The sequence below is a fragment of the Agrobacterium tumefaciens genome (assembly GCA_025559845.1).
In the GTDB taxonomy this organism is placed as follows: Bacteria; Pseudomonadota; Alphaproteobacteria; order Rhizobiales; family Rhizobiaceae; genus Agrobacterium.
Genome location: CP048469.1, coordinates 896,644 through 918,207 on the forward strand (window position 1 = coordinate 896,644; position 21,564 = coordinate 918,207).

Below are 21,564 nucleotides of genomic sequence, written 5' to 3' on the forward strand. Positions count from 1 at the left end.
TCGTTAGGGCGTGTGCCGATGCAATGGGCTAATCAGGCACTCTTTGTCTTAGAGGCTATCGTCTATTTCTCGGTCATGACGGCCTTCCTGCATTACCGTCATATCCTCGGTCTCGGCGTTTTCCTGACCGCGCTCGGCGTCATGCACTTTCTGGAGACCTACCTTGCGGCGGTCTTCTATGTCGACTTGCCGTTCGGTGTTGCGTCCCCCGGTTCGTCCATTCTTTTTGCCGGCAAGCTGATGATGATCCTCATGCTCTACATGAGAGAGGACGCAGCCATTGTCCGCCAGCCCATTTACGGCCTCTTCCTCGGCAATATCCTGACCGTAGTGATGGCGCAGATCATCCGCTTCAATCAGACCGTGGCCGTGGTGCCGGGACAGGCCGTCAGCGCCGGCTTTCTCGATGAGATGGGCGTGCTGATGGTCTGGGGAACCAGCCTCCTCTACATCGACGCAATCGCCATCATCCTGCTCTATGAAAAGCTCGGGCGTTATCTGCAGCGCCACACCGTGCTGCGCTTTGCAATCTGCGGCGTGGTGGTTCTGAGCTTCGACCAGACCGGTTTCTACGGCGCCTTGCGCTACATGTTCGACGCACCTATCGGCGTCTTTTACGATGGCTGGATGGCCAAGATGGTGGCTGTCGCCATCTATTCGATCCTGTTTGCCATCTATCTGAGACTGTCATCGGCAAAGGGCCGTTTCCTGCATCGGCGCAACGTTGCCGATGTCTTCAACGACCTCACTTTCCGCGAACGGTATGAAGAGCTTCTGTCGCGTTCGGGTCGCGACATGCTGACGGGGGTCTCGGATCGCGCACGCATGGAGCTGGATGCACCTGCTGTTGTCGCAGAAGGGCTGGAACGGAAACAGCCTGTCAGCGTGCTCCTGGTCGATATCGATCATTTCAAGGCCGTCAACGATACCTTCGGGCATCTGAAGGGGGATGAGATCCTGAAGGAGTTTGCAACCGTGCTGAAAGATGCCGTGCAGCCCTTTGGCAGCCTGTACCGTTTCGGTGGTGAGGAATTCGTCGTGCTGCTGCCGTCGATGCCGCATGACGATGCCATTGCCCGCTCGCAGAACCTCAGATGCACGATCGCGACGAATTTGCAGCGGCCGGATGGCACGCCCTTGACCGTCAGTATCGGTGTTGCCACTTCTTCCGAGGACGGGGCGGATTTCCGCAATCTGCTCGCCGAGGCGGATATTCGCCTCTACGCGGCAAAAAATAACGGCCGCGATCAGGTCCGCGGCCGTTATGGATTTTCTATCGAAAGCTAGATCGATTGCCTGGAGTTTCCAGGCAATCCGCTGTCGTATCAGGCAGCCAGTGCCAGTTCGGCAACCTTGGCTTCTGCGGCAGCAACAGCCTTTTCAACTGCCTCAGGGCCGAATGCCAGGCCTTCAACGTAGATGACTTCCACGTCAGTCATACCCATGAAGCCGAGAACGGTCTTCAGGTAAGGAACCGCGTGGTTCATCGAAGCAGCCGGGCCTTCGGAGTAAACGCCGGCTGCCGCCAGAACGATGTAGACCTTCTTGCCGGTGGCAAGGCCAACCGGGCCGGTTTCGGTGTAACGGAAGGTCTGGCCAGCGCGGGCAACGTTATCGATCCAGGACTTCAGGCCGGAATAGATGTTGAAGTTGATGAGGCCAGTGCCGATGACCACAGTGTCGGCAGCCATCAGCTCGGCAACCAGCTTGTCGGAATATTTGGCTGCAACGGCTTCTTCGCTCGTGCGCTGGTCGGGAGCCTTGCGGATCGCAGAGGTCTTGACCGTGTCGAGGTGCGGGATCGGGTCAGCGGCGAGGTCGCGGTGAACCAGCGTGTTCGCTGCCGACTTGGCCTGCAGCTTCGTTGCAAGTTCGCCAGCGAACTTGTTGGAAACCGATTCGTCACCGCGCGGGCTGGAGGTGATGAGAAGAATGTTGGACATGGTCTTTTCCTTGTGTGCAACGGGCTAGTGACGCCTTGGGAGGTCGTTGGAGGAGGGTGGTTTCCGCCTCCTTTGCTGCTTATATGGAAAAATCTCGTTATCAAGAAAACTGTGATAATGTGGAACCAATCTATCGAAGAATTGGATGGGACATGGACGCGAACCCGACACTCGATCAGTTGCAGGTGTTTTTGACGGTTGCCGAAACGGGAAGCTTCTCCGCTGCTTCGCGCGCTCTCAATCGTGCGCAATCCGTGGTCAGCTACACCATCGCCAATCTCGAGGCGCAGCTTGAGGTGACGCTCTTCGAGCGCAATGGCGTGCGCCAGCCGCGATTGACGGACGAGGGACGCGCCATGCTCGAAGATGCCCGGCGCATCGTGGCCGGGCTGCAGGAAATGCGCGCACGTGCAAAAGGGCTGAAACAGGGGCTGGAGGCGGAACTGTCCGTGGCCATCAGCACCATGGTTCCGGCCGAAGCCGTCGTCGCGGTGCTGCGCGATTTTCGTCGGCAATTTCCGACCATCGGCTTGAGCCTCAATGTCGGTGAGCTTGGCATGGTCATGGACATGGTGCTGAGCCGCAAGGCCGATATCGGCATTGGCGGCGCGTTGCTGCGGCAGGATGATGAACTGGTCACCGAAAAGATCGGCCATTCGTTCCTACTGCCGGTCATCGCGGCAGATCATCCGCTGGCTCAGATCGAGCGCCCGCTTGTTCTGGCCGATGTGCGCGAGGAAGTGCAGCTTGTCGTCACCGACGCTTCAGGTCTGACAAAGGGACGCGACTTCAACGTGCTCTCCTACAAGACCTGGAAGGTCAGCGATATCGCCACGAAATATCAGCTCATCAAGGGCGGTCTCGGCTGGGGCGGGCTTCCCGCCTCGCTCGTGCGCAATGATCTCGTCAATGGCGGCCTGAAGGTGCTCGATCTCGACGCCTACGAGCAGGGCGAATATCCACTCTTTGCCCTGCGCAGGCTGGATACGCCCGCCGGTCCGGCCGGAACATGGCTGATGGAAGCGTTTCAGACGCGTCTGTCACAATGCCCGAACCAGAAGAATTTCCACGATCTGATCGAGGCTGGAACGGACAAGAAACTCAAAGTCGCCGCAGAGTGAGATGCTGCCGTTTGGCTGTCTGGCGGCTGCGCATTGACGGGGCGCAGCTGCTGGCTATAGATTTAAGCCACGGTCAGCAGTTCACCGAGGCATCGCCGTCCCGCAAGGGCAGCTAAACCTGCGCAACATTCGAAGACAGCACTTATCCCGTGCCACGTCGAAAGCCGGCGATCAGCGACACCAATCTTGAATGGCACACTTGAGGGTAAGTTATGCCACGTTCGCTTCTTTCCATGGAGGTCGCAGACCTCTCCACCTTCGCAAAATCTGTCCGCGAGCAGATCAACAGGCTCGACCATCAGCCGTCGCATGTCGAAATGCTCAATCTCCTGAGCCGGGCTGCCGGATTTCGCAATGTTCAGCATTTGCGGGCCGCTCGCAGCAATCCGGTTGAAGGCTTGGCTCCTGTTATCGGCATGCTCCCTGCGCCAAACGAAAGCCGGGTGCTGAAATCATCAAGGCTTTTCGACCGGGACGGCAGACTGGTGCAATGGCCTGCCCGGCGCTCGCAGCAGGAGCTCTGCCTCTGGTACCTCTGGTCTAAAATTCCCGCCGGGCAACGGTTCACGGAAAAGCAGTTCAGCAATCTGCTGAACGAACTGCATCTGTTTGGCGATGCTGCGATGCTGAGGCGCGATATGTTCGGGCTTGGGCTTGTGCGCCGAAACAGGGACGGCAGCGACTATCAGCGCGTCGAACAGAAACCTCCGCCAGAGCTGCCGCTGTTGTTGCGAGCGGTCAATGCACTGAAATAGGAAAACCTCCCGGCATGAAAGCGCCGGGAGGTTTTTTCGGTGTTAGAGGATGAGGCGGAACTTGGCGAAGCCTTCCGCGCCGTCACCTGCTTCCTCGATCTTCGCGCCCTTGACCTCGGAGGCAAACTGCCGGCCCTTCGGACCGGTTTCGAAAATCGCCGTGGTGTTGGCGACGGGTGCAAACGACCAGTTGGCGTCGGCCGACGGATTGATGGTGCCCTGATCGATGATGTAACGCACAATCACATCGCGGTTGGTATCCGGTGCCACGAAGATGATCTTGTCCGTACCGATCTCCGGGAACTTGCCGCCGCCGCTGGCACGGTAATTGTTGGTCGCAACCACGAACTTCTGTTCCGGATTGATCGGCTTGCCTTCGAACTGCAGGTTGACGATGCGGTTGCTGTCCGGATTGACCGCCTTGCCGTCCTTATCGAACTTCGCCGGTTTGGACACATCGATCTGGTAGGTCACGCCATCGATGACGTCGTAATTGTAGGAAGGGAAGTCCGCATTCAACAGCGGTGCGTCCTTGGTGCCGGCTTCGACCGTGTTGAACATGCCCGCCGACATTTCCAGCCAGTTTTTCACCTGCGCGCCGGTGATCAGGACCGCCTGCACGGTGTTCGGGTAGAGATAGAGGTCGGCGACGTTCTTGATGGCGATGTCACCGGCGGGGACATCGGTGTAATAGTCCGAACCGCCACGTCCACCGGCCTTGAAGGGAGCGGCAGCCGAAAGCACCGGCAGATCCTTGTACTGCCCTTCCTTCAGCATGTCCTTGATGTACCAGGTCTGCGCATTGGAGACGATCTGAACGGACGGATCATCGGCCACCAGCGCGAAATAGGAGTAGAGCGGGGCAGATGTCTTGCCGACGGGGCGACGCACATAGGCAAGCGTTGCCTCATGTTCCGCCTTGGCCGCCGCCACGACTTCCGGCTTGTCCTTCACATCGGCAACAATCTTGCGATTGTCGTCGCGGTGATAGATCGGCCGTGCTTCCGATGTGAAATCGACGATCTTCCAGCTCTTGCCGTCCTTTTCGAGCAGCAGGTCGATCAGACCCATATGCGAGCCCCAGAAGCCGGCCATCACCGCAGGCTTGCCCATCAAGGTGCCCTTCACGGGATCGGCGCCGGCAATGCCGTCCCAGGTTTTCGGGCCGGGGAAGACCAGATGCTGGTGGCCGGTAAAGATCGCATCGATGCCTTCCACGCCTGCCAGGTAAAGCGAGGCGTTTTCCATGCGTTCGCTCTGTCCCTTGCCGTCGATGCCGGAGTGGGAGAGTGCGATGACGATGTCGGCGCCCTGTTCCTTCATCACCGGAACCCAGGCCTTTGCCGCCTCGACGATGTCGCGGGTCTGCGCCTTGCCTTCGAGGTTTTTCGAATCCCACATCATGATCTGCGGCGGCACGAAACCGATGATGCCGATTTTGATCGGGCTTGTCGCGCCCGAACCGTCACGGATCTGCTTTTCCATGATGACGTATGGCTTGAAGAAAAGTTCGTCCTGCTTCGGGTCGGAGGCAAGCTGGCCCTTGGTCAGGTTGGCACAGACATAAGGGAAGCTCGCGCCGGCCAGCGTGTTGAACATATAGTCGAGCCCGTAGTTGAACTCGTGGTTGCCGAGCGTGCCGCAATCGTACCCCAGCACATTCATGGCGTTGACGACGGGATGTTTGTCGCCGGCCTTCATGCCGCGCTCATAGGCAATGTAGTCGCCGAGCGGATTGCCCTGCAGGAAGTCGCCATTGTCGACCAGCATCGAGTTTCCGGCCTCGGCGCGGATGGCATCGATGATCGACGCGGTGCGGGCAAGGCCCATCGTGTCGTTCGGCTTGTCGGCGTAATAATCGTAAGGGAAGACGTGAACGTGAATATCCGTCGTTTCCATGATGCGCAGATGCGCCTGATTGTTTGCGGCGCGCGCCGCGAAGGGGTGCAGCACCACGAAGGCCGAGGAAGCGGCAATGCCGCCGAGAAGCGAGCGTCTGGTGATCGGATGGAGGGCAAGGTGCGGCGACATGGGAACTCCTTCAGTGGAAGCGTGCATTGTCATGAAGATGACAACCTAGAAGCAATCGCAGAGGAGTCCATCACCAAAATGACAAGCCGGTGACGGTCGTGAGGTTTTTCAACCGTTTGATAAATTTTTTGTCGATTGACCGGAATGTGCTGACGGGCCCGACGAGGATCAAGGCATTGTCAGACGGCAAGAATGAAAAGAGAAATCGCCCCGTTCAGGCATGAAACGGAGCGATTTTCCGATCGGATATCCCGCAGGCGCTAGCGCGCCAGGGTCGGCTTTACCTCTTCGTGGAAGAAGCGGAAGTAGGAGGAAAGCTGCGCCAGCGTGTTGGTCGAGAGCTTCAGCTGAAGTCCCAGACGGTTCATGTGCTGCCACTGAACGACGCCTTCGAGATAACCGAGGTCCTCGCTCTCCACCTTCACGCGGCTGCCTTTCTGGGCAGAAAACGCTCCGTCCAGCTCCAGCGCCATGCCGGTTTCGGAAAGATCGATCACGCGCGCCTTTGTTGCCTGATTGACATAACGCACGGTGGCAAAAATCCGGGTCCTGCTGCGCTGCGCGCCACGCGTTGGCATGTTGAGATTGTTCGTCATTGTCTGCTCACGCAATTGTTTCGACTGTCCTATGCTGGCACACAAAGCTTGAACCGCATTTAGCACTATCCTTAAAATTGCAGGCAATTTGCGAATTCACGCGGCATCGATGCGGCACTGGAAGCAATTGTTGCGGGCCGAGCGAACATGCACATAGGCGACGTCGTCACGCTGCAGAAGCTGGCTGGCACGCGCGGCGATCTGGTCCGTCGCGGTCACGGCGCCAGTGCCATAGACAATGCGCTCATTCTTGCCATATCCGCGCACGATGTAATCGGGGCTTTCCAGCATCGGCGGCAGCGCATCCGTCTCGGGATAGCGTTGGCATTCATCGGCGTGAAGAAAGATCGGCCCGGTCTCCGCATAGGGCTGCAGCGCGCTGAAGGGGCGATAGGCGAGGATCAGCATGCCTTCGCCTTCGCCGATCTCGCCGAGGCAGTGGCGGCAGGGCATGCCACCCGGTGACACGGCTTTTTCCGGTGCATTGCCATAGGCATCGGCTTCGCCGGCGCGAAAGGCTGCGGCGTCCTCTTCTGACATGGCGGTAAAAACGATTTGGGTCATGGTGGGCTCCGGTCTGTTAGGCGTTGCTACTTTGCCGCTATGAGCCCGAAACGCTCGGCTATCCACCCGATTCTTGCGATGGGATGCAACCACCCCATTGCGGGATGCGTTGCCTTGGGGAATCAGTGTTTCTCCTCGATTCCGGAAGGTCCGATTTCATGATCCGTCGTTTGCTGGCTGCCTTGCCGATGGTCCTTGTTTCCTTGACTGCGCCAACGCACGTCCAGGCACAATTTGCCTCGGGTCTGGACGACCTTTCGGACGATCAGCTTCAGCAGGCGGTCAACTTCGTCATCGGCAATGCAATCTTCTCGCTCTATCATGAAAGCGCGAAGATGATGATTACCGACTTCGGTGTTGCGGATGCCGGCAGCAGCCAGGAGCCTGCCGATCAACTGGCCGGAACAATGATCCTTCAGGCCAATGAGGAGTGGCTCGATACCGCGCTCGTCAATGCCACCGATAGCTGGTATCTCGGCCGCGACGCGGAAAGCCTGCCTCTGCATGAGCCGCCGGTTCATTCGGTCCTCATTCCCAACAAGAACCGTGACCGTGACATGGCATGCCTGATGGTCGGACGGGACAAGGAAGGGTACGGCGACCTTGCCGCCATGATGGGGCTTGAGGGCGGCGATTTCCGGAAATGCGAGGCATCCTATCCGGCGATCGCTTCGGCCTGGGAAGATTTCCTGCGTCCGCATCAGGTGGGCAAGCCAACCAGCAAGTTCACGATCAGCTATCAACCAGCCCGTGATCCGGCGCTTGAATCCTACGCGATCATGATCCGGGAATCGAAGGTTCTCGATCTCATCAGCCGCAGCTTCGGCGCCTACGCCTTGAAGGGCGACGTCAAGTTGACGGCAAAATCCTGCGGTCGACCCGATGTCTACTGGTCGGCGGAAAACCGCGAAATCACCTATTGCTACGAACTCGGCAAGTTCCAGGCGGAGCTGATCTCGGCGCATCTGTCGGAAGGCGGAAGCGAGAAGGAAAGCGAGTCGGTGAAGGAAATTCCGACCGCAGTGAATCTCGGCCTGGAATTGTAACCCGAACAAACTCTGTTACCTTTTCCTCCGACATATGAGGAGGATGAGATGTCACGGCTGGTCGTTCGCAGTTTTTCAATCTCACTGGATGGTTTTGGCGCAGGCCCGGATCAAAGCCTTCAAAACCCGCTGGGCGTTAAAGGCGAAACACTCCACAACTGGGCTTTCGGCACGAAGACCTTCAGGACGATGTTCGGCCAGGACGGAGGATCGACTGGCGTAGACGAAGGCTTCGCAGCCAGCGGTTTCGAAAATATCGGCGCCTGGATATTGGGGCGCAACATGTTCGGCCCCGTCCGTGGCGCGTGGCCGGATGAGAGCTGGAAGGGCTGGTGGGGCGAAGAGCCGCCGTACCACGTGCCGGTCTTCGTGCTGACAAACCATCCACGCGCCTCCTTCGACATGAAGGGTGGTACGACGTTTCACTTTATCACGCATGGCATCGAGGAAGCACTTGAAGCAGCAAAAGCGGCGGCAGGCGGCAAGGACGTGAGATTGGGCGGCGGCGTTTCCGTGATCCGCCAATATCTGGAGCAGCAACTGATCGATGATCTGCATCTTGCCCAGTCGCCGGTGCTATTGGGCAAGGGCGAAAACCTGCTGTCCGGGCTTGATCTGCCTGCCCTCGGTTATCAGTGCCGTGAAACGGTACGCGGCGAAAACGCCACGCACCTTTTGATTGGAAGAACCGGATAGGGGCTCGCCTGTGGACGAGCCTGCCACTCAGCTCTTTCTTGAAATTTCAAGCAGTTCCGTTTCGGTCAGCGGCTCGACCCAGGCCTCGTAAGTCCCAACCGGCGAAAAGCCCATCATCTGGTAAAGCTGCAGGGCGCGTGGGTGGTCGAGCGTGTTGGTCGTAACCGTCACGCGCTTCGGATTGTCCTGCCACGCGGCGTAGAGCGCCTGCAGCAGAAACCATTTGCCGACACCAGCACCGATTGCCTCTTCCAGAAGGCCGAAATAGGACAGTTCGGTCACGTCCTCATCGACCTTGTGAAGTTCGAAGAAACCGGCCGGGGCGCCATTCATGTAAAGCACTGTCACGCTGTTGGCCGGATCGCGCAGCACGGCGGAAAGCGCCGCATCATTCATGCGCATGCGTTTTTGCCAGTGCCAGCGCTTGCCGACGCGCCAGTAAAGGTAGCGGTAGAAGTGCAGGGGAATATTGTTGACCCGCATCAGCGCTGTCTGGATGTTGACCGGGATCGGCAGGCTGACCTTCGGCGGCGACGTCATTTCCAGTTGCGTCACATGCGCTTTCAGCGGTCCATGCGACACGGTCGGCACGGCGTCGGCCGCACCGGTAACAATGGGCGTATCCTGAAGTCCGCCCCATTCCGACCATGAGCCGTCATAAAGCGAGTTCTCGGAATGGCCGAGCGATTCCAGCGCAAGCATGATGACGGCGGCAGTTACACCGGAGCCGCAGCTTGTCACGACGGGCTTCGACAGATCGATACCGGCATCGCCGATCATCTTGCGAAGCGTTGCGAGATCCTTGAAGTGCCCATTTTCGGAAAAGGCCGTGGCAGGCAGGCTGCGGGCGCCGGGCATGTGACCGGAGCGCATGCCGGCACGCGGTTCCGCTTCATCGCCGGTAAAGCGGCCGGCGCCACGCGCATCGGCGATCTGCTTTTCACCACTGTCGACAATGCTGCGCATGGCCGACAGGGAGGTGACGCGGCTTTCATCAAAGTCAGGTGTAAAGGTTGCGGGCGCAATCTCGGGCGTGCCGGTTTCGAGCGGGCGCTCCTCGCGTTTCCAGCCATCCAGGCCGCCGTCCAGCACATAGGCCTTCTGCACGCCCATGACGCGCAGCATCCACCATACGCGTGGCGCGGAAAAGAACCCCGGACCGTCATAAACGACGATCGTGTCGCTGTCGCTCAGACCAAGCTTGCCCGCCTCTTCGGCAAAGAATTCCGGCGAGGGCAGGGAATGCGGCAGGCCGGTGGTGTGATCGGCGATCTTGTCCTGATCGAAGAACACGGCACCCGGAAGGTGCCCGGCGACAAATTCTTCCGCGCCATTGCGCTTGTGCGCCGGCAGATACCAGGAAGCATCTACAATGCGAAAACCTGGCGTGCCAAGCTGCGCCTCTACCCAGTCCGCCGAGACGACGAAGCGGCTTTTATCCGTGCTCACGATATTTCTCCCGATCTCAGGCCGTAGCTTCAGGTGTGCCGAAACGAATACGGAAACGCCTGTTCTCCTTGCCCTTTTTTTCGATCTTGGCGATGTGGATGTCGCCAACTTCCTTTGTTTCCGAAACGTGGGTGCCGCCGCACGGCTGGCTGTCGATGCTGGATGCCTCGCCAATGCAGACAAGGCTCACGCGTCCAAGGCCGACCGGTGGGCGCACGTTTTTGGATTTGACGATGCCGGGATTGGCCAGAAGCTCTTCATCCGTAATCCATTGCAGGAAAACCGGGTGGTTGGCCTTCACCAGCTCCATCAGCTTGGCCGTTACGTCGTCCTTGTCAATCGTTTCCGACATGTCGAAGTCGACGCGGGATTCGTCCTCACCCACCGCTGCGCCGGTGATCGGCCATTGGCAGACAACGGACAGCAGATGGCAGGCCGTGTGCATGCGCATCAGCTTGTAGCGACGCGGCCAGTCCACGTGCAGCGTCACCTTTTCGCCGACAGCGGGCGACGCCTGACCTTCGAGCGGAACGTGAATGATGACGCTCTTGTCGGCGCCGTGCCTGGTCACGCCAAGGTCGATTTTCGAGCCATCGGCACGTTCAAGCACGCCCGAATCGCCGGGCTGGCCGCCCGACGTGGCGTAAAAGCAGGTCTGGTCGAGTTCGATGCCGCCGTCTTCATGCACCGCCGTAACGATCGCTTCTGCAGTTGAAAGATAGAAATCGTCACGAAACAGGGCATTCACAGGCATTTCGGCAGGTCCTCAAACAGTTTCGTACGGAACCGAAATCTCGCTCTTTTCCGTCAGCCAGGCGGGAAGGGGAAGGCCCTTCGAGCGCAGGAAGTCGGGGTTGAAGAGCTTTGACTGGTAACGGTTGCCGTAGTCGCAAAGAATGGTCACGATTGTATGCCCCGGACCGAGTTCGCGGGCAAGGCGGATCGCGCCGGCAATGTTGATGCCGCTCGAACCACCCAGGCACAGGCCTTCTTTTGTAACGAGGTCGAACAGCACCGGCAGCGCTTCTGCGTCCGGAATACGGTAGGAAAAGTCGGGGCGGAAACCTTCGAGATTGGCGGTGATGCGTCCCTGGCCGATGCCCTCGGTAATGGATGAGCCTTCCGATTTCAGCGCGCCATTGGTGTAATATTCAAAGAGAGCCGCACCATCGGGATCGGCAAGACCGATCTTGATGTCGGGATTGAAGTCGCGAAGACCGTCAGCAACGCCAGCCAGCGTGCCGCCCGAACCGACAGCGCAGATGAAGCCATCCACCTTGCCGTCCGTCTGGTCCCAGATTTCGGGCGCGGTCGTTTCGATATGGGCCTGCCGGTTGGCAATGTTATCGAACTGGTTGGCCCAGATCGCACCGTTCGGATCGGTCGCAGCAAGCTGTTTGGCAAGGCGCCCGGAAACCTTCACGTAGTTGTTCGGGTTGGAATAGGGGACAGCCGGAACCTCGACCAGTTTGGCGCCAAGAAGCTTCAGCGCGTCCTTCTTTTCCTGGCTCTGGGTTTCCGGAATGACGATGACGGTCTTGTAGCCAAGCGCGTTGGCGACGAGTGCAAGACCGATGCCGGTGTTGCCTGCCGTGCCCTCGACAATCGTGCCGCCCGGCCGCAACTGGCCACGGCGTTCCGCGTCACGAATGATGTAGAGCGCGGCGCGATCCTTCACCGATTGGCCCGGATTGAGAAACTCTGCCTTGCCGAGAATTTCGCAGCCCGTCGCTTCGGACGCAGCCTTGAGGCGGATGAGTGGCGTGTTGCCGATGGCGGTAAGCGCAGAGGAGTGAATGGTCATGGCGAGCCTTCTTGTCTGAGCAGAAACTAAGAGGGGTTATGTCCCGTTACAACTGCATCGTGACAAGAAATTATCTTCCCGGCTTTGCGTCTGCCACGCAAAAATTTGCCGTTCCCCGTTTTTATGCGTGTTTCTTGAGGCCGGAGTAGGCATCGAGTGCCCGCTGTCGCGCAAATTGATGATCGACGACCGGTTTCGGATAGGTTGTCCCAAGCTCGATTCCGGCTTTTTCCAGCACGTCCTTCGGTGCTGCGAATGGCTTATGGATGTATTTCCGCTCCAGTTTGTCCAGTTCGGGAACGAACATGCGCACATAGTCGCCATTCGCATCGAATTTTTCGCCCTGAAGCACGGGGTTGAAGATCCGGAAGAACGGTGAGGCGTCTGCGCCCGATCCGGCCACCCATTGCCAGTTGGCGGCATTCGATGCCGGGTCGGCATCCACAAGCGTATCGCGGAACCACTTCTCGCCTTTGCGCCAGTCTATCAGCAGATGTTTGATGAGGAAGGACGCGGTGATCATGCGGACACGGTTGTGCATGATGCCATGCTTCCACAATTGCCGCATTCCAGCATCGACAATCGGATATCCCGTCATGCCGCGCTTCCACGCATTGAAGCCCGCATTGTCGTTTTTCCATGGGAAAGGATCGAAACTGTCGTTCCAGTTTTTCTCGTCCAGTTCAGGAAAATGAAACAGCAGGTGATAGCAGAATTCGCGCCAGACCAGTTCCTTGCGGAAACGGCTGATATCCTGAGACCCGATCTTGTGCGACAGCCCCTTGGTCGCATGCCATGCAGCCGCAGGCGATATCTCGCCAAGCGCCAGATGCGGCGAGAGCATGGAGGTGGCATCCTTGGCGGGAAAATCCCGGCCTTCCTCGTAACCTTTCAGCGCGCCGTCGATGAAATCCTCAAGCTTTTCCTGCGCGCTTGCTTCGCCCGGCGTCCAAAGATCGGCAAAATCCTTTGCCCAGTCCGGTCTGGTTGGCAAAAGTTTCCAGTCGGCCAGTTTTTCCGTCTTCGGCCAGGTGCCGGGTGCTGTCAGCTTATCCGGTGCCTCTGCCGGCACATGCGGCTCCTCGGCGCCTTCGATCGCCCGCCAGAAGGGCGTGTAGACACGGTAAGGGCCGCCGCCTTTGGTCTTGACCCGCGATGGCTCGTGCATGAGGTGGCCCGCGAAGCTTTTCACCGTCAGGCCGTCACCTCGAAGCGCCTCTTTCAGTTTGCTGTCCGTCTCCATGCCATCGGGATCGTAGCGCCTGTTCCACAAGACCGTTTCGGCGCCCGTTTCCGAGATCAGCGAATGGAGAATGTCTGAAGGCTTGCCGCTGCGAAGCAGAAGGCGGCTGCCACATGTGTCGAGCGAGGCCGCCAGGGCTTCCAGCGAATGATGCAGCCACCATTCCTGCGCGCCGCCCAGAGGACCGGCCGATCCAGCCTTGTCATCCCTGATATAAACGGGAATCACCGCCCCACCGTGATCGAGTGCAGCGCGCAGAGCGTAATTGTCGGACAGGCGCAGGTCCTTGCGGAACCAGACGATAACGGCAGAGGGCTTTGTTGACATGGGCTTTTCCGGTTCACCTCTGCTTGAATGACAATTGAACGGCTTTGTTCCTCAAATCGGCTAGAATGGGAAGATGGACGGACGCGGTTTTCTGATGAGGATTTTTTTAGACTTGAAACCGTCGGGGGCGGGAACCAAGTGAAGGCGCCAATGTTTCAACGGGGCAATAAACTATGGATGTACAATCGATGCTTCTGAACGACATCAAATGGAAAACCCCCGTTACCATTTCCCTGCAGAACGGCTCGCCCAGAATTTTCAACGGCGCCTACGAAGCGTTTGACTTCTTGCAGCACGAATGGCCGGAGCGCACCGGACAGGCTTATGAGCAGGCGCTACGACTTTGCCGCGCCTCTCTGATGGGGAGCGTTGATGGCGAAATCGCCAGAGCGGCGTTCATCGCGGCAAGCCGGCAGGCCGAATGCCTGATGGACGAGGATCGTCAGATCGCCTCCTGATTTTCAACCGGAAAATCATCTCGAACGAAGCCATCCGTAACGGTGCGGGTGGCTTTTTTGTTGGGGCCTTCGCAAAACGGGTTGAAAATGTGGCCATGAGGGGCGAACTTTGCCACACACAACAGGTGATCGGCACGTTACGATGCAAAATCAGGGCTATATCGTTTTTCCGACCGCGCTTGGCCATTGCGGTCTTGCCTGGGGCGCGAAAGGCATAAAACGTCTGCAATTGCCGGGCGCCAATGCTGCCGAAACGGAAAAGCTGCTGATGCGGCGGGTCCCGTCCCTGTCGGCTGCAGCACCGGATGATGAACTGCGGCGGATCATCGAGAGCATCGTTCGTTACTTCGCCGGTGAGGCGACGGATTTCTCCAGGACGCCGGTTGATCTGGCCGGAGCGGAACCCTTTCATCTCGATGTCTATCAGGCTGTACGCCTTATTGGCTGGGGCAACACGACCACCTATGGCGCGGTTGCAAAGACGCTGGGAAGCGGGCCGGAAAAGGCGCGCGATGTGGGGCAGGCGATGGCGAAAAATCCGGTGCCGCTGATCATACCCTGCCACCGCGTTCTGGCCGCCGGCGGCAGGCTTGGCGGTTTTTCCGCACCGGGCGGCTCAACGACGAAATTGCGGATGCTGGCACTGGAAAATGCCGGGCGGGCTTCCGACGACGAGGCCCAGGGCAGCCTGTTTTGAAGCAACGACAGATTCGTGCTGTATAGACCGTCCAAATTTTCGCCAATATCTCGTCAAATTGTCGTTGAATTGTCCCAATACATGGGCGCCCTCTAACAAAAGGGCGACAAGTTTGAAAGTATCCGCGTTATTTCTAGCCGCTGTAGTGTCTTTAACAGCGGCGGCGTCAGCCTCTGCCGGAATGTTGAACCAGGCAGAAAGATATTCGGGTCTGCACGAGACCAAGAATAACAAGAGCCTCAAGAACATTCTGGGTGCCAATCCCCGCGTCACCCCCTGGTGCGGTCTTTTCCTCCACGCCGTTGCCAGCAAGGCAGGGCGGCAATCTCCGAAATCCTATGGTTTTGCCAAATCCTGGACGTCTTTCGGTTACGCTGTGCCGGTGGGCCAGGCGAAACCCGGTGATGTCGTTGTTGTCCGCAACGGCCGCGGTTATCACGCCGGCATCCTGAAAAGCATGAGCGGCAAGACGGCAAAGATCCTTGGCGGAAACCAGTCGGGCCGCGTGCAGGTTTCAAACTTCAGCCGCAAGTCCATCGTGTCGGTGCGTCGCTAACCGTTTTCGGGCCGACCCGACACCGTGCCACTGGCAATTCCAAAAGAGCGGGCTGAGGCCCGCTTTTTTTATGCCTTTTTTGAAGGAAACTGCGCCGCGCATCCAGCCTGCTGTTGACGACCGTCAAATGAAACCTCTTCATAGTCAGGAACGAGGAACAAATGTCATCTTTCTCTGTTTTTGTTGTCATATGGATGAGATCAAAGGGAGGTTCGTTATGACTGCAGATCGTGAAGGCTCTATCCGTGCCAAGGCGCACGCCCTTTGGGAAAAGGAAGGCAGACCGGAAGGTTCTCATGAGCGGCACTGGGCGGAAGCGGAGCGCGAAGTCGCAACAGAAACCGCCAAAAAACCGGTCAAGAAGCCCGCTGAGCGCAAACCGAAGTCGCCAGCCGTAAAATCCCTTCAGAACGAACAAAAGGCTTCACGGGCCGATGATAAGGACGAATTGACCGAAGGTCTGGAAGAAAGCTTCCCGGCAAGCGATCCGCTTGCGGTCACAAACACGACAGTGGCGACCAAACGCCCGAGTGCGAAAAAGAAGACCAAATAGGTCTCTGGGACCAATAGCCGGTCAAACGGCTATGTCGTCATGGAAATCAGCGGTATTGGGTGAAAAGTTCTCTTGAAGAGAAGAATGGCTCCCCGGGCCGGCGTGTGATCGAACTATCTAACTCGATATACATGCAATGATTACAGGTGCTTGATAAAAATCTGGCCTCACATGAGGCCGGGTTGTAGTCGTATTTGTATCTAAAATGTAGCCCGATTGGCTCCTATGAGATCGCGTATTCGAGCGCTCTGCGTGCCCCGTTTTTTTGCTTCGATGGCAGCAAGATACTCGCGTTCCACTCTATCGAGCAAAGGCTGCGCAATTGGGCCTTTGACGTCTACGACCTTTGCTGCGAATAACAGCATTTCCTCAAGTCTCTCTATGGTGACACCTTGGTGGGTAAAGCCGTTCATCGACCTTCCTTCCACCTCGTGAAGTCCCCGCGAAGCTTTTTCCACCTCGCTGTGGCTGCCAGATCTGTGTTCAGCTCGGCGCGGGATTTGATGTTGAGGATGTTGCGCACGCGGGTTTTTACGCGTTCGTCGTCTGATGCTTCGGCTAGGGCGTGGTTCTGGATGAGATAGCGGCGGAAGTCCTGCTTACCGCACAGCATGGCGCACTCTGCGGCGTGGTCCTTTTTCTTCTCCCGCTGCGCCGGCGGCTGTTGCTGCGCCTCAAGTCTGCGGATCTTAGCTGTTGCTGCCTCGATCAACATCACCATCGCCCGGATGTAGATAAGCGACTTCTCGACCAGCTGGCCGTCGTGATACGGGCATTCGGGGCGAATGATGACGATTGGCGAGATCTCGCCTGTCATGTGGTCGCGTTGGCAGATTTCCGCCTGGCTGGTTTGAGCGTTATATGTTCGCTCCCATTGATCGGACACAAGCGGGATCAGATCGCGCAGTTCCCGGTAGGTTCTTTTGGCTTCATCAATGTTCATTCGCCACCGCCTTTCCATGCGGCGATCCGCTTCAGTGCGACGGTGACTACGATAATGGCGATGAAGTATACTAAGGCGCTGAGCCAATCGCCTTCGGCGCCAAACCTTAGAATGACCAGATAAAGAACCATATCAGCAGGGCTGATGATTGGGCTGATTAGAAATCTTGCTAACCTGATCATTGCTCGCCTCCCTGTTGCGAGCTACCTGATCGGACCTCCTCGCAACGCATGCGTCGAGCCTCTTCACGGCGCAGCGCGTTGCGCTTGCGCGTTACCATTTCGAGGTGGTCTGAGTCCGGATTGACGCAGAGGCGGTTCCGGCACTTGTGGTCGAGTTCCTTCTTACCGGGAATATAGCCGTGCTCGTTCGTCCACATCGCAATGTGAACTGCGACGGTCTGCCCACCGAGAGACATGCGGGGGTATCCGTGGCCTCGTCCAGTGGTGCCGGACGTGGGGCCGGTCCAAGTCCAACATCCTGTTTCCGGGTCAATCTTGACGCGACTCATGATCTTTTCGCGGATGTTCTGGCGGCGGCTCATGCTACCCCCGTAAGGAATAGCGGAACCTGCATCGCATCGAGACGATCTCTGCCGGCCGGGTTAACCCAAATCACTTCCGTGCGTTCGCGCGCGCCATCCGCCAGGGCAGAACGGGTCACGCGCTTCCAGTCGGATAGCGCATCGTCATAGAGCTTCGATGCATAGCCGGACAGGACAACCATGCCGCTAAGCGCTCGTAGTTGCTCAAGGAGACGGATGTGATCATCGTCCGACATCTCAAATTCATAGGTATGCCTTGGAAGCTTGCCGTTTCCGCCGAGATCTCGACTGCTGTGCACGTAGGGCGGATCGACATAGAAAAGCGTTTCTGCGCCGTCGAATTTGCCAAGGACGTAATCAGCGGGTCGGCTCTCTATTACAATTCCACGCAGTCGCTCGATGAGTGCAGGAAGGCAATCACTATAGTTGGCCCAATCTTTAGCTGGAGGGCCTCCACTACGGTTGCTGTCGTTCCTAAAACCTGTCGTACGGTTTTTGACGGCATCACCGCCAAAGCCAAGAAAGGACCGTGTAACAAGTCTGCGCGCGCGCTCTACCGGATCTTCGCAGGACTCATATGCCAAAGCGAATTCCGCCCTGGCGAAGGGTGTCATGCGAATTGCCTCGACGAGCTCATCGGCCCGCGAAGATCTGAGAACCTGAAAGAGATTCACAGCTTCATTGTCGAGGTCGTTATAGACTTCGGCATGGGATCTCGGCTTCCGTAAAAGGACTGATGCAGCCCCTCCGAACGGCTCGACATATGTGCGGTGCTCAGGAAAGTGGCTTATGATCCATGGCGCGAGGAGCCATTTCCCTCCATGCCAACGCATAGCTGGTCGAGTTGGCGTCATGCTCGTCCCGCCTCCAGCGCTCGGCAGTAGGCTTTCATTTTAAGGAATTCGATGAAGGGCAACGATCCGTCGTAGTCCAGGTAATCTTGATAATTCTGCTGGCCACGGGTGAGCTTGGGCGGAGAAGGGCTGTTGGCAATGACTGCGCGCTTGCCTTCCTCGGTCACGGTAAAGCAGTCGTCTCCTCCCGCGAGCGGATGGTTCTTACGGACAGCCATGTAGCCAGCCGCAACAAGTGACATGCAGGCGGCATGGTCTTTGCTTCCTTCGCCGGTCACGAAGTGGTTGCGATACATCGAGCCGCGCCCGTATTCATCGAGGCCAAGGGAGTGCTGCAGGATGTGGAGTTGATCAGCGTCCATCGTTGACGCCCTCCGCATGAGATTGCAGGACCGCGTTAAGCGCCGCCCTTGCTTCATCGCGCGCATCAAGCGCAGTTTCGTAGGTGTTCGGAAACTCTTTCCGCGCCGCGATGACACTTTCCCATATCAGGCTTCCACCACCTCGCCGGTTGCGAAATTCCCAGATCGCCTTGGCGGCGACCTCGACACATTCTTCGACCGACAAGGATTGCGCCGTGGCATATCCCGAGAAGCGCGTATCGTGTGGATGGGGCATAAATTCAATCGGGTTGGACGGGCTTTCTCCTTCGAGATCCCACCAATAGCCATTCTTATCGTCAGTCCAGACGGCTTCATAAATTCGGCCGTCCTCATCTCGCACCCAATAGCGATCGGACATGCGAAGCGTAATGCCGACTTCTGAGAAATCCTGAACGTCCGTTATGGACCGATCAGCATGGACTGTAGGAAGCCACCGAAATCCAAGCTCGCGTTGACTTGCAATTTTCCCTTCTTCAAAGCCCTGCGCGTACGCAGCATCGCGCCGCCGCTTGTTGGTAAGATGTGCGTTGGGCTTCTTCATAGTCCGCTCCTCCGCAGGTGGTGATATGTTTCGAGGAAGATCTCGGCGGCCTTGTGCGGGTTTTCCCATGGGAAAATTTCCGCATCGAACGGCTCGACGCCCTTGATCATTCCCCACGTTTCGCCCTTGGTTGGCATAAGGTCGCGTTGCTCTGTTGCAAGCATCCGCATGTCGAGAAACTTGATGTACGTAGGATCGCGCACCTCTACCCCGAACCGAGCCAGTCCTGCCGCTTCGCAGCGCTTCTCGATGCGCTTGTAGTCCGGGCATTCCGATTTCAGGGGTGCGTTCATATCGCCGCAGGTAACTTCGCCGACTTCATGCATCAGCGCTGCCATCTTGTGCCCTGGCTCGGCGTGACCGGCCATTACGACGCAATGCTGCGAGATCGGGTAATAGACGCGCTCTCCAGTACGGCGACTGACGCAGTGGCCGGTAAACCGCGACTGAAACGAGAGGCTGTAGGCGACATCTTCAATCGTTAGCTCAGCCGCTTCGGGATTGTGGAAGTTGAAGTACGTTCCGGAGCCGAGAAGTATGGTCGGGCCGTTGATCTGATGAATGTTGCTTGATGGTTGCGTCATCACTGAACCCTTATTGGCATGACGATAAAGTCGTCGTCGGCGTAGTCGTCGTCTGAATCGCAATCCGGCGTGAAATGTCCCGGTGCTCCGGGGTCTGTGCCGTGAAGTCGAAACGACGTGGTGGAAATGCTGGAGAGAGTCTCGTTGACGTACACGCCGTTGAAACCGCGCAGGTGTCCCGGGCCGTCAAACTCAACATCGACGGTTTCTGCTGCGTTCTGGCCGTCTCTGGTCGACAACTCGATTTGCATGGAGCCATCGGCAACGTTGAACTTGATCGCCTCGCTGGTCGTGTCTCCAGCAATGACGCAGGCGCGTGTGATCGCCTTACTTATCGCGTCCCGGTTCGCGCGCAGGAACACGACGTTGCGTTTCGGAATGATGCGGGAATATTCCGGGAACTGACCGTCGACGAGCTTCGAAACGATCGTGATGTCTTCGCACTCGATGACGATCTTTCGATCATTAATGTAAGCTGAGCAGGGCGCTTTCGTCTGACCCAGAAGCTTGCGAAACACCTGGACGGTTTTCGTCGGCACGATCTGAGCCTGAAACTTGTTGAGGCTCTGCGGCGTGTGACGTGACACGGCTAGCTTGAGGCCATTCGTGGCGACGACTGCCAGCTTGCCATTTTCAAGCCCTTCGATGAATGCGCCCATCAGGTGCGTACGATCTTTCATCGTCGTGTTGATGGCGTGAGACACCTTCCCGAGAGCGTCCGCGAGCTGGTTCGACTGCGTGACGAACGCCAATGCCGGTCTCTCTGTACCGATGCACGGGAAATCCGACGCCGGCAGGGTGTGAAGATTGAAGCGGGATCTTCCGCCGCTGACAGAAACCTGACCGGGAAACTTGCCAGGGGCCAGCGTGATTTCGGCTGACTCGGGCATGTTCTTGACGATGCGATAGAACTCGTCTGCAGCAATCGTCAGACCTTCGTCGTCGCCGGTCTCCAGGAGGTCGCAGCGTGTCTCGACCTCGATATCAAGATTGGTGCCACGCAGCAGCAGGCGTTCGCCCTCCGGCAGCAGCAGCACGTTTTCAAGGATTGGAATGTTGTCCTTGGTCGGCACAGCCTCGGTGACTGCGGCGAGAGCTGTCAGAAGCACAGACCGGTGTGCGCGGAAATGGAATGGCTGGTTGCTCATGTCAGCCGTTCCGCTTGCCTGTGAGCAAATCGCCGATTGCGCGCTCATGGGACGGGGGGGCAAGATCAAAGTGACGAGCGAGGATTTCCATCGCCTCGTTAACGTCACCTTCTGCCATGCGGCGGTATGCCTGCCCCACGTGATACAGATCGCTGTCGTCGAGCTTATTCAGCTTATCGTAGGCCTCGACAATATCGTCATCGTCGAGGTCTCCGATTTCGACCTGAACTTTCGCGCTGAACGTCAGATCCGACAGGTTTTCAGCTTGAAGGCGATGCCGTTTCAACCACGCCAAAACACGAGCATCATTGTCGTATTTAGCGAAATCGACAGTAACTTCCTGATCTACGAACATCTGCGGCTCTCCAATACGGCGGCGTACATGCTCGGGCAGGGCAACGTGATGCTGCTGCCAAAGCGCCTGATAACGACGGTTCCAAAATTGAAATGGGCTTCGTGGTATGTCTTGCCCATCATCGGCACTTTTGTATGAAGGCGCGTGAAGCGTGCCGTTACTTGCTTGACTTCCACACCGTAGTGCTCGGCGATCTGGATGCGTCCCATGCCGGTGTTGGCACACTGCAGAAGCCCGACGTTGTTTGGCAGCTTGGCGCGGCCCGGTGCGTTGTTCTGCTTCATGTCACGCACCCCAGATCAGGAGGCTAGCCAACAGCGCGGCGGCGAAGAACACGCCGACGTAGGTCTGAATGGTGCGCGCCTCGTGTGCG

28 protein-coding genes are annotated in these 21,564 nt (G+C 57.8%); 9 read left to right on the plus strand and 19 right to left on the minus strand.

From position 1 onward, the window contains the following. The first annotated feature begins 18 nt into the window (after positions 1-18). On the plus strand, positions 19-1,287 hold the full coding sequence (locus FY156_04375) for a GGDEF domain-containing protein (GenBank protein UXS00782.1): 1,269 nt from the start codon (positions 19-21) through the stop codon (positions 1,285-1,287). A 38-nt stretch (positions 1,288-1,325) separates the two neighbouring features. Here the strand turns inward: FY156_04375 and FY156_04380 are convergent, their stop codons facing one another. Then, on the minus strand, positions 1,326-1,943 hold the full coding sequence (locus FY156_04380; GenBank protein ID UXS00783.1) for an FMN-dependent NADH-azoreductase: 618 nt from the start codon (positions 1,941-1,943) through the stop codon (positions 1,326-1,328). A 152-nt stretch (positions 1,944-2,095) separates the two neighbouring features. Here FY156_04380 and FY156_04385 point away from each other — a divergent pair, with 152 nt between their 5' ends. Together FY156_04385 and FY156_04390 are read left to right on the plus strand one after the other, a co-directional pair. Beyond that, entirely contained in the window at positions 2,096-3,064 is a 969-nt protein-coding gene (locus FY156_04385; protein ID UXS00784.1) for a LysR family transcriptional regulator, read from the plus strand. Positions 3,065-3,276: 212 nt separating this feature from the next. Then, positions 3,277-3,819: a DUF2087 domain-containing protein gene (locus FY156_04390; protein ID UXS00785.1), complete on the plus strand. Its 543-nt coding sequence runs from the start codon at positions 3,277-3,279 to the stop codon at positions 3,817-3,819. A gap of 42 nt (positions 3,820-3,861) precedes the next feature. Here FY156_04390 and FY156_04395 read toward each other — a convergent pair whose 3' ends face one another. The 3 genes from FY156_04395 to FY156_04405 form a co-directional block, all read right to left on the minus strand. Continuing rightward, positions 3,862-5,850 carry a bifunctional 2',3'-cyclic-nucleotide 2'-phosphodiesterase/3'-nucleotidase gene (locus tag FY156_04395; GenBank protein UXS00786.1) on the minus strand — a complete coding sequence of 663 codons (1,989 nt, stop codon included), beginning with the start codon at positions 5,848-5,850 and terminating at the stop codon, positions 3,862-3,864. Positions 5,851-6,110: 260 nt separating this feature from the next. Next, positions 6,111-6,446 carry a PilZ domain-containing protein gene (locus tag FY156_04400; protein ID UXS00787.1) on the minus strand — a complete coding sequence of 112 codons (336 nt, stop codon included), beginning with the start codon at positions 6,444-6,446 and terminating at the stop codon, positions 6,111-6,113. A 96-nt stretch (positions 6,447-6,542) separates the two neighbouring features. Then, on the minus strand, positions 6,543-7,010 hold the full coding sequence (locus tag FY156_04405; GenBank protein ID UXS00788.1) for a DUF1203 domain-containing protein: 468 nt from the start codon (positions 7,008-7,010) through the stop codon (positions 6,543-6,545). A gap of 158 nt (positions 7,011-7,168) precedes the next feature. Between FY156_04405 and FY156_04410 the strand changes: the two genes are divergently transcribed. Together FY156_04410 and FY156_04415 are read left to right on the plus strand one after the other, a co-directional pair. Then, complete coding sequence (locus FY156_04410; protein ID UXS00789.1) at positions 7,169-8,056, plus strand: hypothetical protein; 888 nt, start codon at positions 7,169-7,171, stop codon at positions 8,054-8,056. A gap of 48 nt (positions 8,057-8,104) precedes the next feature. Then, complete coding sequence (locus FY156_04415; GenBank protein ID UXS00790.1) at positions 8,105-8,752, plus strand: dihydrofolate reductase; 648 nt, start codon at positions 8,105-8,107, stop codon at positions 8,750-8,752. A gap of 27 nt (positions 8,753-8,779) precedes the next feature. On the opposite strand, the gene sseA is transcribed toward FY156_04415, so the two are convergent. The 4 genes from sseA to FY156_04435 form a co-directional block, all read right to left on the minus strand. Further along, positions 8,780-10,201, minus strand: coding sequence for a 3-mercaptopyruvate sulfurtransferase (gene sseA / locus FY156_04420; protein UXS00791.1), 1,422 nt, complete (start codon positions 10,199-10,201; stop codon positions 8,780-8,782). 16 nt (positions 10,202-10,217) lie between these two features. Next, complete coding sequence (locus FY156_04425; protein ID UXS00792.1) at positions 10,218-10,955, minus strand: alanyl-tRNA editing protein; 738 nt, start codon at positions 10,953-10,955, stop codon at positions 10,218-10,220. A 12-nt stretch (positions 10,956-10,967) separates the two neighbouring features. Then, on the minus strand, positions 10,968-12,005 hold the full coding sequence (locus FY156_04430) for a cysteine synthase A (GenBank protein UXS00793.1): 1,038 nt from the start codon (positions 12,003-12,005) through the stop codon (positions 10,968-10,970). A gap of 121 nt (positions 12,006-12,126) precedes the next feature. Further along, on the minus strand, positions 12,127-13,575 hold the full coding sequence (locus FY156_04435; GenBank protein UXS00794.1) for a deoxyribodipyrimidine photo-lyase: 1,449 nt from the start codon (positions 13,573-13,575) through the stop codon (positions 12,127-12,129). A 188-nt stretch (positions 13,576-13,763) separates the two neighbouring features. Here FY156_04435 and FY156_04440 point away from each other — a divergent pair, with 188 nt between their 5' ends. The 4 genes from FY156_04440 to FY156_04455 all read left to right on the plus strand — a co-directional run bounded on the left by FY156_04440 (position 13,764) and on the right by FY156_04455 (position 15,839). Further along, positions 13,764-14,033: a DUF982 domain-containing protein gene (locus tag FY156_04440; protein UXS00795.1), complete on the plus strand. Its 270-nt coding sequence runs from the start codon at positions 13,764-13,766 to the stop codon at positions 14,031-14,033. Between the two features lie 142 nt (positions 14,034-14,175). Continuing rightward, the gene (locus FY156_04445) at positions 14,176-14,730 is read left to right on the plus strand and encodes a methylated-DNA--[protein]-cysteine S-methyltransferase (protein UXS03019.1); all 555 of its coding nucleotides are present in this window, start codon (positions 14,176-14,178) and stop codon (positions 14,728-14,730) included. A gap of 181 nt (positions 14,731-14,911) precedes the next feature. After that, complete coding sequence (locus FY156_04450) at positions 14,912-15,286, plus strand: TIGR02594 family protein (GenBank protein ID UXS00796.1); 375 nt, start codon at positions 14,912-14,914, stop codon at positions 15,284-15,286. A 217-nt stretch (positions 15,287-15,503) separates the two neighbouring features. Further along, the gene (locus FY156_04455; GenBank protein UXS00797.1) at positions 15,504-15,839 is read left to right on the plus strand and encodes a DUF2934 domain-containing protein; all 336 of its coding nucleotides are present in this window, start codon (positions 15,504-15,506) and stop codon (positions 15,837-15,839) included. Positions 15,840-16,039: 200 nt separating this feature from the next. On the opposite strand, the gene FY156_04460 is transcribed toward FY156_04455, so the two are convergent. Genes FY156_04460 through FY156_04510 form a run of 11 tightly spaced genes read right to left on the minus strand, consistent with a single transcriptional unit; the run spans position 16,040 to position 21,475 of the window. After that, entirely contained in the window at positions 16,040-16,252 is a 213-nt protein-coding gene (locus tag FY156_04460) for a hypothetical protein (protein ID UXS00798.1), read from the minus strand. Continuing rightward, positions 16,249-16,782, minus strand: coding sequence for a hypothetical protein (locus tag FY156_04465; protein ID UXS00799.1), 534 nt, complete (start codon positions 16,780-16,782; stop codon positions 16,249-16,251). The genes FY156_04460 and FY156_04465 overlap by 4 nt, the downstream gene beginning before the upstream one ends. Continuing rightward, complete coding sequence (locus FY156_04470; protein ID UXS00800.1) at positions 16,779-16,964, minus strand: hypothetical protein; 186 nt, start codon at positions 16,962-16,964, stop codon at positions 16,779-16,781. Before FY156_04470 ends, FY156_04465 begins: the two co-directional genes overlap by 4 nt. Beyond that, positions 16,961-17,326, minus strand: coding sequence for an HNH endonuclease (locus FY156_04475; protein ID UXS00801.1), 366 nt, complete (start codon positions 17,324-17,326; stop codon positions 16,961-16,963). The genes FY156_04470 and FY156_04475 overlap by 4 nt, the downstream gene beginning before the upstream one ends. Continuing rightward, entirely contained in the window at positions 17,323-18,180 is an 858-nt protein-coding gene (locus FY156_04480; GenBank protein UXS00802.1) for a DNA adenine methylase, read from the minus strand. The genes FY156_04475 and FY156_04480 overlap by 4 nt, the downstream gene beginning before the upstream one ends. Then, positions 18,177-18,542, minus strand: a complete 366-nt coding sequence (locus FY156_04485; GenBank protein UXS00803.1) for a hypothetical protein — start codon at positions 18,540-18,542, stop codon at positions 18,177-18,179. Before FY156_04485 ends, FY156_04480 begins: the two co-directional genes overlap by 4 nt. Then, positions 18,532-19,104, minus strand: coding sequence for a hypothetical protein (locus FY156_04490; GenBank protein ID UXS00804.1), 573 nt, complete (start codon positions 19,102-19,104; stop codon positions 18,532-18,534). Before FY156_04490 ends, FY156_04485 begins: the two co-directional genes overlap by 11 nt. Next, complete coding sequence (locus FY156_04495; protein UXS00805.1) at positions 19,101-19,688, minus strand: hypothetical protein; 588 nt, start codon at positions 19,686-19,688, stop codon at positions 19,101-19,103. The genes FY156_04490 and FY156_04495 overlap by 4 nt, the downstream gene beginning before the upstream one ends. Next, the gene (gene dnaN, locus FY156_04500; protein UXS00806.1) at positions 19,688-20,836 is read right to left on the minus strand and encodes a DNA polymerase III subunit beta; all 1,149 of its coding nucleotides are present in this window, start codon (positions 20,834-20,836) and stop codon (positions 19,688-19,690) included. The genes FY156_04495 and dnaN overlap by 1 nt, the downstream gene beginning before the upstream one ends. Before the next feature lies 1 nt (position 20,837). After that, positions 20,838-21,191, minus strand: coding sequence for a hypothetical protein (locus FY156_04505; GenBank protein UXS00807.1), 354 nt, complete (start codon positions 21,189-21,191; stop codon positions 20,838-20,840). Then, a complete protein-coding gene (locus tag FY156_04510; GenBank protein ID UXS00808.1) occupies positions 21,182-21,475 on the minus strand; it encodes a hypothetical protein in 294 nt (97 codons plus the stop codon). Before FY156_04510 ends, FY156_04505 begins: the two co-directional genes overlap by 10 nt. Positions 21,476-21,564 lie beyond the last annotated feature (89 nt).